Source organism: Streptomyces sp. NPDC102279, assembly GCF_044766365.1.
Lineage (GTDB): Bacteria > Actinomycetota > Actinomycetes > Streptomycetales > Streptomycetaceae > Streptomyces.
Window position 1 is genome coordinate 445139 of the sequence record NZ_JBIWLU010000005.1, and the last position, 12900, is coordinate 458038.

Below are 12900 nucleotides of genomic sequence, written 5' to 3' on the forward strand. Positions count from 1 at the left end.
CGTCCTCGGCAGGAGGGCGTGACGGCCGCCATACGGTCGCGCCAGCTCTGCGTCAGGCAGAGTTGGTCCGATCTAGGTGTGCCTTCATCCTACAGGGGCGGACACCCCCTCGCCTGTGAAAACGAGCACCATGGCGGCGTTCGCCTGGGAATGCCCGCCGCCCCCTGGTGTCCCGTTAAAGGCCCTTTTGGTGGGCCGTGTGGCCTCGCTGGTCCTCGGTGGGGACCTCGCCGGTGCCCAGCCAGCCGGCCAGCTTGCCGCCCTGGCCCACCGCCCGGAGCCGCTTCTCGGCGGCGTCCCGGACCGGGTCGGTGGCCACCACCAGCAGCTCGTCGCCGAGCCGCAGCACCGTCGTGGGCATCGGGACGAAGGACTTCCCCTCACGGACGACGAGGGTGACCGCGGCGCCCGGGGGCATCCGCAGCTCACCCACCTCGACGCCGTGCATCCGGGACCCCTCGGGGATGGAGACCGACAGCAGGTGGCCGCGCAGCCGCTCCAGGGGAGCCGACTCGATGCCCAGGTCGGCGGCGCCGGGGGGCGCTCCGAGCCGGAGTTTGCGGGCCAGCCAGGGCAGGGTGGGGCCCTGGACGAGGGTGTAGACGACGACCAGGACGAAGACGATGTTGAAGATCCGCCGGCTGTCCGAGACGCCGTTCACCATGGGGATGGTCGCCAGGATGATGGGCACGGCGCCGCGCAGGCCCGCCCAGGAGAGCAGGGTCTGTTCCTGCCAGGGCATGCGGAAGGGCGCCAGGCTGACGATGACGCTGAGGGGCCGCGCCACCATCGTCAGCACCAGGCCGACGAGGAGCGCGGGCACGACGTCGTCGCCCATCTCGTGCGGCGTGACCAGCAGGCCGAGCAGGACGAACATGCCGATCTGGGCGATCCAGCCGAGCCCCTCGGCGAAGCCGCGGGTGGCGGGCCAGTGCGGGAGCTTCGCGTTGCCGAGCAGCATGGAGGCCAGGTAGACGGCGAGGAACCCGCTGCCGTGCGCGAGCGCTCCGGCGGCGTAGGCGACGACGGCGATGGCCATGACGGCGATCGGGTACAGGCCGGAGGCGGGCAGGGCGACGTGCCGCAGCCCGTAGGAGCCGAGCCAGCCGACCGCGATCCCGATGGCGGCGCCGATCGCGAGTTCCAGGGCTATCTCGCCGACCAGCGCGTACCAGTGCTCCACCGGTCCGGCGGTGGAGAACGCGACGACGAGGATGACCACCGGGGCGTCGTTGAAGCCGGACTCGGCCTCCAGGATGCCCGTCACGCGCGCGGGCAGGGGGATCTTCCGCAGGACGGAGAAGACCGCCGCGGCGTCCGTCGAGGACACCACGGCCCCGACGATGAGCGCCTGCCGCCAGTCCAGGTCGATCAGGTAGTGCGCCGCCGTCGCGGTGACACCGACACTCACCGCGACACCCACCAGTGCCAGCGAGGAGGCCGCCGGGAGGGCCGGCTTGATCTCCTTCCACTTCGTGCCGAGTCCGCCCTCGGCCAGGATCACGACCAGAGCCGCGTATCCGATGACCTGGGTCAGTTCGGCGTTGTTGAAGTGGACGTCGCCGACGCCGTCCTGGCCCATGGCGACGCCGATCCCCAGGTACACGAGCAGGGTGGGGAGCCCGCTGCGTGAGGAGATCCGGACCGCCGCCACGGCGACGAGCAGGACGAGCGCGCATACGAGCAGGAGCTGGTTGAGGTGGTGGACAGTCAGGGGCTGTTCCTTTCTCGCCGATCCGGTCCCGCCGGGACGAGTACGCGGATCCGAGCACCGGAAGCCGGGTACTTCAGTGCAAGTACTTCGTTACCTTACCTAACTCTTGACGCTTTCTTGACGTTCCGGGAGGCAAGATCGAACGCTCGTGCATCTCGGTTCCCCACTCCGCGTCAAGGCGCGGTTGGCCCTGCGCCTATGGTTGCCCCAGCACTCCAGGACCGCCTGCCGCTCGCGTTAGGACAGCAAGGACAGCGATGCCCCCCAACACCACCGCCTCTTCCGGCCAAACGCCCGGCAAGTCCGGCAGGAAGAAGGGGCGCAAAGCCCGACTGTTCTTGATTGTCCTGGTTCTTGCCATCATCGGGGGCATCGCCTTCGGCGCGTACTGGAGCGTCAGCACCGTGCGCGCCTCCTTCCCGCAGACCAAGGGCTCCATAAAGCTCGACGGTCTGTCGGGCCCGGTGAACGTGAAGCGCGACGGCAACGGCATCCCCCAGGTCTACGCCTCGTCCGACGAGGACCTGTTCATGGCCCAGGGCTTCGTCCAGGCGCAGGACCGGTTCTACGAGATGGACGTGCGCCGCCACATGACCTCGGGCCGGCTGTCCGAGATGTTCGGCTCGGGGCAGGTCAAGAACGACGAGTTCCTGCGCACCCTCGGCTGGAACCGGGTGGCGCAGAAGGAGTACGACACCAAGCTGTCGGCCTCCACGAAGAAGTACCTCCAGGCGTACGCCAAGGGAGTCAACGCCTACCTGAAGGGCAAGGACGGCAAGGACATCTCCCTGGAGTACGCCGCCCTCGGCTTCAGCAACGACTACACGCCCAAGCAGTGGACCCCGGTCGACTCCGTGGCCTGGCTCAAGGCGATGGCCTGGGACCTGCGCGGCAACATGCAGGACGAGATCGACCGCTCGCTGATGACGAGCCGGCTCGGCCCGAAGCAGATCGCCGACCTGTACCCGGAGTACCCGTACAGCCGGAACAAGGCGATCGTCCAGGAGGGCGCGTACGACAGCGTCACCGGGGCGTACTCCCCGACCGGCACCTCCTCGGACTCGACGTCCGCGTCGGGCACGGGGCTCGCGGGCAACACCGAGGCGCCCTCCGGGTTCCAGAGCCAGCTCTCGGGCCTCTACGACGTGCTCGACAACGTCCCCACGGCCGTCGGAGTCAATGGCAACGGCATCGGCTCCAACTCCTGGGTCGTCTCGGGCAGCCACACCATCACCGGCCGGCCGCTGCTCGCCAACGACCCGCACCTGTCGGCCTCGCTGCCCTCGGTCTGGTACCAGATGGGCCTGCACTGCACGGCGCTCTCCGCCAAGTGCCAGTACGACGTCAGCGGCTACACCTTCGCGGGGATGCCCGGCGTGGTCATCGGCCACAACCAGGACATCGCCTGGGGCATGACCAACTCCGGGGTCGACGTCACCGACCTCTACCTGGAGAAGATCACCGGCGAGGGCTACGAGTACGACGGCAAGGTGCTGCCCTTCACCACCCGCAAGGAGACCATCAAGGTCGCGGGCGGCTCGGACAAGACGATCGTGGTCCGGTCGACGGAGGACGGCATGCCGCTGCTCTCCGACCGTGACGACGAACTGGTCAAGGTCGGCAAGAAGGCCACCGTCGACTCGGGGGCGCCCGACCGCGGGGACGGCTACGCCATCGCGCTGCGCTGGACCGCGCTGGACCCCGGCAACTCGATGGACGCCGTCTTCGAGATGGACAAGGCGTCGGACTGGACCGAGTTCCGCAAGGCCTCCACGTCCTTCGACGTGCCCTCGCAGAACCTCGTGTACGCCGACGCCAAGGGCTCCAGCGGCAACATCGGCTACCAGCTGCCGGGCAGGATCCCGACGCGCGCCGAGGGCGACGACGGTTCGCTCCCCTCGCCCGGCTGGAAGTCCAAGTACCGCTGGACCGGCTACATCAAGCAGTCCGCGCTGCCCTACGAGTACAACCCGAAGCGCGGCTACATCGTCACCGCGAACCAGGCGGTCGTCGACAAGGACAAGTACCCCTACACGCTCACCACGGACTGGGGTTACGGCACACGCAGTCAGCGGATCAACGACCTGATCGAGTCGAAGATCAACGGCGGAGGCAAGATCTCCACCGACGACATGCGGCAGATGCAGCTCGACAACAGCAGCGAGATCGCCAAGCTGATCGTGCCGAAGCTGCTCAAGATCGACGTGGCCGACAAGGACGTCCGCGAGGCGCAGAAGCTCCTGGAGGGCTGGGACTACACCCAGGACTCCGACTCCGCGGCGGCCGCCTACTTCAACGCCACCTGGCGCAACATCCTCAAGCTCGCCTTCGGCAACAAGCTGCCCAAGGAACTGCGGGTCAAGGGCCAGTGCCTGAACGTCGACCGGGTTGACACCACGGGTCCCGCGGACGAGGACCAGAAGGTGCGCGAGTGCGGCGAGCGCGACGCGGACCAGGCGCAGCCGGACGGCGGCGACCGGTGGTTCGAGGTGGTCCGCAAGATCATCAACGATGAGAAGAACGACTGGTGGAAGCTGCCCAAGACGCGCACCCAGAAGGCGACCGGCACTCGCGACGAGCTGTTCGGCCGTGCTCTGCGGGACGCCCGCTGGGAGCTGACAGCCAAGCTCGGCAAGGACATCGACACCTGGAGCTGGGGCAGGCTGCACCGCCTGTTCCTGAAGAACCAGACCCTCGGTACCGAAGGCCCCCGTTTCCTCCAGTACATGCTCAACCGCGGCCCCTGGAAGCTCGGCGGCGGCGAGGCGACGGTCAACGCGACCGGGTGGAACGCGGCGGGCGGCTACGGAGTGGTGTGGGTCCCCTCGATGCGGATGGTCGTGAACCTCGGCGACCTCGACCAGTCGAAGTGGATCAACCTGTCGGGAGCCAGCGGGCACGCGTACAGCGCGCACTACACGGACCAGACGGATCTCTGGGCCAAGGGCGAACTCCTGCCCTGGGCCTTCTCGAAGAAGGCCGTCGACAAGAGGACGAGCGACACCCTCGTCCTCGAACCGTGACAGCTCCAGGGGGCGGCGGGGTGTGACACCCCGTATCCGGTCCGGCCGAAGTGGCCCTCCACGCACGCGTGGAGGGCCACTTCGCGTTCCGGGCGGGTCAGCGGAAGCGCCGCACCCCGGAGGGGGTCACCGCCGCGTGGACGGGCCGGTCGTGGGCCTCCGCCGGTACCCGGTCGACGACTTCGGCGTCGTACAGCAGCACCACCAGCGCCGGATCGGCGTCCGCCCGTTCCAGGCGGGCCAGGACACGGTCGTAGGAGCCTCCGCCGCGGCCCAGCCGCATGCCGCGCCCGTCGACGGCGAGACCGGGGAGCAGGACCGCGTCCGCGTCGCGGACGGCCTCCGGGCCCAACCGCTCGCCCGTGGGCTCCAGAAGGGCCATTCTCGTGCCGTGCCGGACCGGGGCGAGGGAGCCGGCTCCCTCGTAGACGCCCCAGTCCAGGTCGTTGTCCGGCAGCAGGACCGGAAGCAGCACCCGCACCCCGCGCGCGTGGAGCGCGTCGAGGAGTGCGAGGGTGCCGGGCTCGCTCCCCACGGAGACGTACGCCGCCACCGAGCGCGCGTGCGCCAGTTCGGGCAGCTCCAGGGCCCGGACGGCGAGCGCCGCCGCGGACTTCCGCACGTCATCGTCCGTCAACCCGCTTCTCACCGACAGGAACCCTCGGCGCAACATTCGCTTCGTAGGGTCCGGTTCGGGTCCCAGGTCGCTCACAGGTCGCTCCCGTAGTCTTCTCAATGCGCTCATATGAGAGCGAATTAACCGGAGCCGCAGATTGAGCACATAGCCACCGGATATGGTTCGGGCATGACTGAGTCGCACCCCAGGATCAGTAAGGCTGTCATTCCCGCGGCAGGCCTCGGCACCCGGTTCCTCCCGGCCACCAAAGCCACTCCCAAGGAGATGCTGCCGGTCGTCGACAAGCCGGCGATCCAGTACGTGGTCGAAGAGGCCGCGTCGGCGGGTCTCGACGACGTCCTGATGATCACCGGCCGCAACAAGCGCCCGCTCGAGGACCACTTCGACCGCAACTACGAGCTGGAATCGGCGCTCCAGAAGAAGGGCGACGCGGGCCGGCTCGCCAAGGTCCAGGAGTCCAGCGACCTCGCGACCATGCACTACGTGCGCCAGGGCGACCCCAAGGGACTCGGTCACGCCGTACTGTGCGCCGCCCCGCACGTCGGCCACGAACCCTTCGCGGTCCTCCTCGGCGACGACCTGATCGACCCGCGCGACCCCCTGCTGGCCCGCATGGTCGAGGTCCAGGAGCAGCACGGCGGCAGCGTCATCGCCCTCATGGAGGTCGCGGCCGAGCAGATCCACCTCTACGGATGCGCCGCCGTCGAACCCACGGGCGAGGGCGACCTCGTGAAGGTGACGGGACTGGTCGAGAAGCCCGACGCGACCGACGCGCCCAGCAACTACGCCATCATCGGGCGCTACGTCCTCGACCCCCACATCTTCGACATACTGCGCAAGACCGAGCCCGGCCGCGGCGGCGAGATCCAGCTCACCGACGCCCTCCAGCAGCTCGCCTCCGACGAGAAGGTCGGCGGCCCCGTGCACGGCGTCGTCTTCAAGGGCCGCCGCTATGACACCGGCGACCGTGGCGACTACCTGCGTGCCATTGTCAGACTCGCGTGCGAACGTGAAGACCTGGGACCGGACTTCCGGACCTGGCTTCGAAGTTACGTAGCCGAGGAGATGTAGGGACTTTGAGCAGCGCCGCGACCCGCACCGCCGGCCAGGATCACCTCTGGTCGGTGGACGACCACCTGGAGGACATCCTCGGTACCGTCCGCCCCCTCGAACCCATCGAACTGCAACTCCTCGACGCCCAGGGCTGTGTCCTGGTCGAGGACGTCACGGTGCCGGTGTCCCTGCCGCCGTTCGACAACAGCTCGATGGACGGGTACGCGGTGCGGGTCGCGGACGTCGCGGGCGCGAGCGAGGAGTACCCGGCGGTCCTGACGGTCGTCGGCGATGTCGCGGCCGGCCAGGCCGAGGCGCCCTACGTGGGTCCCGGCCAGGCCGTCCGCATCATGACCGGTGCCCCGCTGCCGCCCGGCGCCGAGGCCGTCGTCCCCGTCGAGTGGACGGACGGAGGCCTGGGAGAGGGCCCGGTCACCGGGATGCGCGCGCACAGCGCCTCCCCCGAGGGCGCCTTCGGGCAGGTGCACATCCACCGCGCGGCCGAGGCGCGCGCGCACGTGCGCGCCGCAGGCAGCGACGTGAAGGCGGGCGACCGCGCCCTCGAAGCGGGCACGATCCTCGGCCCGCCGCAGATCGGCCTGCTCGCCGCGATCGGCCGCGCCACCGTGCGCGTACGGCCTCGCCCGCGCGTGGTCGTCCTCTCCACCGGCAGCGAACTCGCCCAGCCCGGGGACGAGTTGGGCACTGGCCAGATCTACGACTCGAACAGCTTCGCCCTGTACGCGGCCGCCCGCGACGCGGGCGCCATCGCCTACCGCGTGGGCGCGGTCGCCGACGACGCCGAGACCCTGCGCGCCACCATCGAGGACCAGCTCATCCGCGCCGACCTCGTCGTCACCACCGGCGGCGTGAGCGTCGGCGCCTACGACGTCGTCAAGGAAGCGCTGTCCTCCGTGGGCGACGAGGACGAGGCCGGCGGCGGCATCGACTTCCGCAAGCTCGCCATGCAGCCCGGCAAGCCCCAGGGCTTCGGCTCCATCGGCCCCGACCACACCCCGCTGCTCGCGCTCCCGGGCAACCCCGTGTCGTCATACGTCTCCTTCGAGCTCTTCGTGCGCCCCGCCATCCGCACACTGGCCGGCCTGAAGGACGTCCACCGGCCCACCACCCGGGCCACCCTCGCCGCGGACAAGGCGCTGACCTCGCCCGAGGGCCGCCGCCAGTTCCTGCGCGGCACCTACGCGGACGGCACGGTGACACCGGTCGGCGGCGCCGGATCACACCTGGTCGCGGCCCTCGCTCACGCCGACGCGCTGATCGTCGTCCCCGAGAACGCCACCTCTGTCGAGCCCGGCACCGAGGTCGAGGTCGTGCTGCTCGGCTGAGCGGCCGGGAGCCGAGCCGCCCGCCGGGCACCGCCGGGTCACGAGAGGGGCGCACGCTCATCACGGAGGCGTGGCGGGGGACGACCGGGCGGTAACGTGTCGCGCACACCAGGCCCACGCGCCGCACCGCGACGGGCCCTGACCGGGAGCGCCCACGCACATGACTGTTCCGTCCCGGGGGGACACCTCCGGACCCCCCGTGCAGGACCGACTGACGCACATCGACGAGGCGGGCGCCGCCCGCATGGTCGACGTGTCCGGGAAGGCCGTGACCGCGCGCACCGCGCGCGCCAGCGGCCGTGTCCTGGTCTCGCCCGGCGTCGTCGAGCTGCTGCGCGGCGAGGGAGTCCCCAAGGGTGACGCCCTCGCCACCGCCCGCATCGCGGGGATCATGGGAGCCAAGCGCACCCCGGACCTGATCCCGCTCTGTCACCCGCTGTCCGTGTCCGGCGTCAAGGTCGACCTGTCGGTCGCGGACGACGCCGTCGAGATCGTGGCCACCGTGAGGACGACCGACCGCACCGGCGTCGAGATGGAAGCCCTCACGGCGGTCAGCGTCGCGGCGCTCACCGTGATCGACATGGTGAAGGCCGTCGACAAGGGAGCGGTCATCACGGACGTACGGGTGGAAGAGAAGACGGGCGGGAAGTCCGGCGACTGGAGCCGGACATGAGCGCCGGCAGCGGCCCGGCCGCCACGGGGGCCTACCGCGCCCTGGTGGTCACCGCCTCCAACCGCGCCTCCGCCGGTGTCTACGAGGACCGGGGCGGCCCGTTGATCGCCGCCGGACTCTCCTCGTTCGGCTTCGCGGTCGAGGGACCGCAGGTCGTGCCGGACGGGGACCCCGTGGAGGCCGCGCTGCGCGCCGGTGTCGAGGCGGGCTACGACGTCATCGTCACCACCGGCGGCACCGGGATCTCGCCCACCGACCGCACCCCCGAGGCGACGCTGCGGGTGCTCGACCACGAGATCCCGGGCATCCCCGAGGCGATCAGGGCGTTCGGCCGGGAGAAGGTGCCGACGGCGGCGCTCTCCCGCGGGCTCGCCGGCGTCGCCCGGGGGACACTGATCGTGAACCTGCCGGGTTCCCCCGGCGGGGTGAAGGACGGCCTGGCCGTCCTGGAGCCCCTTCTCGTCCACGCCGTCGACCAGCTCCGCGGCGCGGACCACCTCAGACCGAGCGGCACTGGGGGTGCGAGCTGAACAGCCCATCCTGGCCCGTCGAGCTGGTGGACGGCGACGTCGTCCTCCGGCCGATAAGGCTGCGCGACCAGCGGACGTGGCGTGAGGTCAACCGGCGCAACCGTGACTGGCTGCGGCCGTGGGAGGCGACCATCCCGCCGCCCACGCCGAGCGGCCCGATCGCGCACCGGCCGACCTACCGTCAGATGGTCCGGCACCTGCGGGCCGAGGCCAACGCGGGCCGGATGCTGCCCTTCGTGATCGAGTACCAGGGGCGGCTGGTGGGCCAGTTGACCGTCGCCGGGATCACCTGGGGCTCGATGTGCTCGGGGCACGTCGGCTACTGGGTGGACCAGTCTGTCGCGGGCCGCGGAGTGATGCCGACGGCGGTGGCGCTGGTGACGGACCACTGCTTCCGTACGGTCGGACTGCACCGCGTCGAAGTCTGTATTCGCCCCGAGAACCGGCCCAGCCGAAGGGTCGTGGAGAAACTCGGATTCCGCGAGGAAGGGCTCCGGCCGCGCTATCTCCACATCGACGGCGCGTGGCGGGACCATCTCGTCTTCGCGCTCACCGCGGAGGAAGTGCCCGAAGGGCTGCTCGCGCGCTGGCGGCGCGGCCGATCGGTCCAGACCAGGCCGGAACAGCTGGGACCGGATGAGTCGGGCTCGCAGAACCCGAGCAGGCGGGGCAACGCCGGTAAATGAAATGGGTGTTCGAAATTGATCGCTGAGCGATCAGCTCGGGGCATTAAATTCGCGCTCCCGGTGGCCTGCTGATCGCATCGGTCACAAAAAAAGCTCGAAATATCAGCCAGATCGTGCGACACACCGGCGCAATTGGCAGATGGCCTCACACAAACCCCTCTACCGTGTGAGGCGTGAGCAGCAGCGGCCTCATCTACGCAGTCATCGTCGGGGCCTGGGCCGCCTACTTGGTGCCGATGTGGCTCCGTAGGCAGGACGAGCTGAACGAAGCTCGTCCGACGGAACGCTTCAGCACCGCCATCCGGCTGCTGTCCGGACGGGCGGGCATGGAGCGTCGATACGCCAAGGACCTGCGGGCGCGCTCCGCCGACGAGGGGGAGTCCGACGCCGACCCGGGCGACGCCACCGATTCGGTGGACGTCCGTGCCTTCGCCATGCCTCCGACCCGGCCCCAGACGGCGGTCCAGCACCGGCCACAGGTCCAGGAGCGGGTGCAGTCCCCGGAGCCGGCCCAGGCGGAACAGACCCCGGGCGGCCGGACGTCCGGCAGGGACGGCGGCGCGTACGAGACACCGGGCGCGGCCCGGCCCGTACCGCAGCAGTCATCCGCGCCCAGACACCCGGCCAAGTCCGCGCCCCAGCAGGCCACGTCGTCCGCGGCGGGCCGCGCACCCGGCGTGCGGCGGGCGCCCTCGGCGGAAGCCGAGGCGCGGGCCCGGCGCGTCAAGGTCCTCGCGCGCCGTCGGCGTACGACGGTCCTGCTCTTCCTCGCCTTCACGCTCGGCGCGGTCGTCGCGGCCGTCGGCGGCCTCGGTCTCCTCTGGGCGCCCGCCGTGCCGGCCGTGATGCTGAGCTCGTACATCGTGTACCTGCGGGCCAAGGAGCGGCGGCGCTTCACCTACACCATGGACCGCCGTCGGGCCGAGGTCGCCGCGCAGCGGCTGCGGGAGCGTCAGCCGCGCCGCCGGGCGGCCGCCGATCTCGCGGTGGACGAACCGGAGGAAGGCCCAGCGGTCGACACCGGCACCGGGCTCTCCGCGCTCGCCGCGGACCGCCGCGCCCTCGTCGAGCAGACGGACCACGCCGAGTGGGTCGACCAGCAGCGCGAGCGTCAGCGCGGCCCCCGGCAGGGCGACAGCTGGGATCCGGTGCCGGTTCCCCTGCCGACGTACGTGACCGCGCCGGTCGCGCCGCGGGCCACCTCCGACGTCGACCTGGGGGCACCGGACGCGTGGAGTTCCGCGCGGTCCAGTGCCGTCGAGCCGAGCGTCCACGAGGCCGAACCGGCCGACGAGAACCCCGGGGGCGACGACGACTGCGCGGACGCGGCGGACGACGGGCGCAGCGACGCGCGCCGGGCCGCGTCCGCGCGACGTGCCCGTGAGCGCGGCCGCACCCCGCTCTTCGACCAGTACGAGGACGGCGAACGGCCGCGCGCGGCCAACGAGTGAGAAGCCGGACGCCCGGTGCCCGGGAGGGCCCGGCTGACCAGCCAGTAACGGATTTCCGAGCACCACGATCGGGATGCTAGAGTTTCACTCGTTGCAAGGGCCTGTGGCGCAGTCTGGTAGCGCACCTCGTTCGCATCGAGGGGGTCTGGGGTTCAAATCCCCACAGGTCCACCGCAGCCAAGAGCCCCAGCCGGAGAGATCCGGCTGGGGCTCTTGCCATGTCCGCACCGTGACGGGGACAACTCCCGCCGTGCGGCGGGCCCTTGGAGGCCCGCCGCGGCTGCCGTCCGATCCGGACGCCAGGTCCTAGAGGGCCTTGGCGTAGCAGAGGCTCAGGTCGTGGAAGCGGTAGTAGCCGAACTTCGCGCACGGGGCATAGCCGCTCGACGCGTAGAGGGACACCGCCTCGGGCTGCTTGGCGCCGGTCTCCAGGACCATGCGGACCCGGCCCGCCGTACGGGCGTCCTCCTCCAGGGCGGCCAGGACGCGCCGGGCGAGACCGAGACCGCGGGCCTCGGGGACCACGTACATGCGCTTGAGTTCGGCGTCGCCGTCCGAGTAGGCCTCGGCGTTCTCGTCCTGGGTGCGCCAGCCACCCGTCGCCACCGGCCGGTCGCGCTCGTCGTACGCGATCAGGTAGAGACCCACGGGCGGGGCGAACATCCACGCGTCGAGGTGCGTGGCGTCGCCGTCGTCGCCGTAGCGCTCGGCGTACTCGGCCTGCACCTGGTCGTTGAGCTTGACGGCGTCGGGGTGGTCGAAGGGGACCTGGCGGATGTTCATGCGGAATACCGTACATCTATGCGGTGATGGGTGACGGGGTGGTGACGCGTCGTGCGGGACCGGCGCGAGCGGTGCCTCACGCCCTGCCGGGCGGGTGATCGAGTTCGGGTCGGGCGCACCGGTTCAGTATCGTGCCTGGGTGCTGACTGTGACCTCTGTGAATGTGAACGGGCTCCGGGCCGCCGCGAAGAAGGGTTTCGTGGGGTGGCTCGCGGAGACCTCCGCGGACGTGCTGTGCCTCCAGGAGGTGCGGGCCGAGCCCGGGCAGCTCCCCGAGGAGGTGCGCGCGCCCGAGGGCTGGCACGTCGTGCACGCCCCCGCAGCCGCCAAGGGACGTGCCGGTGTGTCCCTCTACACACGCCGGGAGCCGGACGCCGTCCGTGTCGGCTTCGGGTCCGAGGAGTTCGACTCCTCCGGCCGCTACGTCGAGGTGGACCTTCCCGGCGTCACCGTGGCGAGCCTCTATCTGCCCTCCGGCGAGGTCGGCACCGAGCGGCAGGACGAGAAGATCCGCTTCATGGCGGAGTTCCTCGGCCACCTCAAGGGGCTCAGGGAGCGGGCCGCCGCCGACGGGCGCGAGGTCGTCGTCTGCGGCGACTGGAACATCGCCCACCAGGAGGCCGACCTCAAGAACTGGCGTGCCAACAGGAAGAACTCCGGCTTCCTGCCCGAGGAGCGCGCCTGGCTGGGCCGGGTCCTCGACGCGGGCGACGGCGGCTACGTGGACGTCGTCCGCGCCCTGCACGCGGACGCCGAGGGGCCCTACTCGTGGTGGTCGTACCGGGGGCGGGCTTTCGACAACGACTCAGGGTGGCGGATCGACCTGCACGTCTGCACGCCGGGGCTCGCCGACAAGGCGGTCAAGGGGTTCGTGGAGCGCGCCGCCACGCACGAGGAGCGCTGGTCCGACCATGCGCCGGTGACAGTCGTCTACGACCTCTGAGCCGAGCGGCGTCCGGGGTGCGTCGCGCACCCCGGACGCCGGCGGGGGTGACCCGGGCGCG

The 12900-nt window shown here is 70.8% G+C and carries 11 protein-coding genes and 1 tRNA gene; 9 read left to right on the forward strand and 3 right to left on the reverse strand.

Annotated features, from left to right (window positions below; all coding sequences use genetic code 11):
* Window positions 1-175: 175 nt before the first annotated feature.
* Window positions 176-1714 (reverse strand): potassium/proton antiporter, encoded by a 1539-nt coding sequence (locus ACIRQH_RS14855; RefSeq protein ID WP_358818048.1) that lies wholly within the window; start codon window positions 1712-1714, stop codon window positions 176-178.
* Window positions 1715-1971: 257 nt separating this feature from the next.
* On the opposite strand from ACIRQH_RS14855, the gene ACIRQH_RS14860 reads away from it, so the two are divergent.
* Complete coding sequence (locus tag ACIRQH_RS14860) at window positions 1972-4737, forward strand: penicillin acylase family protein (protein ID WP_404226041.1); 2766 nt, start codon at window positions 1972-1974, stop codon at window positions 4735-4737.
* Window positions 4738-4834: 97 nt separating this feature from the next.
* Here the strand turns inward: ACIRQH_RS14860 and ACIRQH_RS14865 are convergent, their stop codons facing one another.
* Window positions 4835-5410, reverse strand: coding sequence for a 5-formyltetrahydrofolate cyclo-ligase (locus ACIRQH_RS14865; RefSeq protein WP_404226043.1), 576 nt, complete (start codon window positions 5408-5410; stop codon window positions 4835-4837).
* A 132-nt stretch (window positions 5411-5542) separates the two neighbouring features.
* Between ACIRQH_RS14865 and galU the strand changes: the two genes are divergently transcribed.
* The 7 genes from galU to ACIRQH_RS14900 all read left to right on the forward strand — a co-directional run bounded on the left by galU (window position 5543) and on the right by ACIRQH_RS14900 (window position 11284).
* The gene (gene galU / locus ACIRQH_RS14870; RefSeq protein WP_404226045.1) at window positions 5543-6445 is read left to right on the forward strand and encodes a UTP--glucose-1-phosphate uridylyltransferase GalU; all 903 of its coding nucleotides are present in this window, start codon (window positions 5543-5545) and stop codon (window positions 6443-6445) included.
* 5 nt (window positions 6446-6450) lie between these two features.
* A complete protein-coding gene (gene glp, locus ACIRQH_RS14875) occupies window positions 6451-7773 on the forward strand; it encodes a gephyrin-like molybdotransferase Glp (protein WP_358822715.1) in 1323 nt (440 codons plus the stop codon).
* 160 nt (window positions 7774-7933) lie between these two features.
* On the forward strand, window positions 7934-8446 hold the full coding sequence (gene moaC, locus ACIRQH_RS14880) for a cyclic pyranopterin monophosphate synthase MoaC (protein WP_358822714.1): 513 nt from the start codon (window positions 7934-7936) through the stop codon (window positions 8444-8446).
* The gene (locus tag ACIRQH_RS14885) at window positions 8443-8976 is read left to right on the forward strand and encodes a MogA/MoaB family molybdenum cofactor biosynthesis protein (protein WP_358822713.1); all 534 of its coding nucleotides are present in this window, start codon (window positions 8443-8445) and stop codon (window positions 8974-8976) included. Before moaC ends, ACIRQH_RS14885 begins: the two co-directional genes overlap by 4 nt.
* A 26-nt stretch (window positions 8977-9002) precedes the next feature.
* A complete protein-coding gene (locus ACIRQH_RS14890; RefSeq protein WP_388882841.1) occupies window positions 9003-9662 on the forward strand; it encodes a GNAT family N-acetyltransferase in 660 nt (219 codons plus the stop codon).
* Window positions 9663-9835: 173 nt separating this feature from the next.
* The gene (glpR, locus tag ACIRQH_RS14895) at window positions 9836-11113 is read left to right on the forward strand and encodes a gephyrin-like molybdotransferase receptor GlpR (RefSeq protein WP_358822711.1); all 1278 of its coding nucleotides are present in this window, start codon (window positions 9836-9838) and stop codon (window positions 11111-11113) included.
* A 97-nt stretch (window positions 11114-11210) separates the two neighbouring features.
* A tRNA-Ala gene (locus ACIRQH_RS14900) sits at window positions 11211-11284 on the forward strand.
* Between the two features lie 135 nt (window positions 11285-11419).
* On the opposite strand, the gene ACIRQH_RS14905 is transcribed toward ACIRQH_RS14900, so the two are convergent.
* Complete coding sequence (locus tag ACIRQH_RS14905) at window positions 11420-11896, reverse strand: GNAT family N-acetyltransferase (RefSeq protein ID WP_358822710.1); 477 nt, start codon at window positions 11894-11896, stop codon at window positions 11420-11422.
* A 139-nt stretch (window positions 11897-12035) separates the two neighbouring features.
* On the opposite strand from ACIRQH_RS14905, the gene xth reads away from it, so the two are divergent.
* Window positions 12036-12839: an exodeoxyribonuclease III gene (gene xth / locus ACIRQH_RS14910; protein WP_358822709.1), complete on the forward strand. Its 804-nt coding sequence runs from the start codon at window positions 12036-12038 to the stop codon at window positions 12837-12839.
* The last annotated feature ends 61 nt before the right edge of the window (window positions 12840-12900 follow it).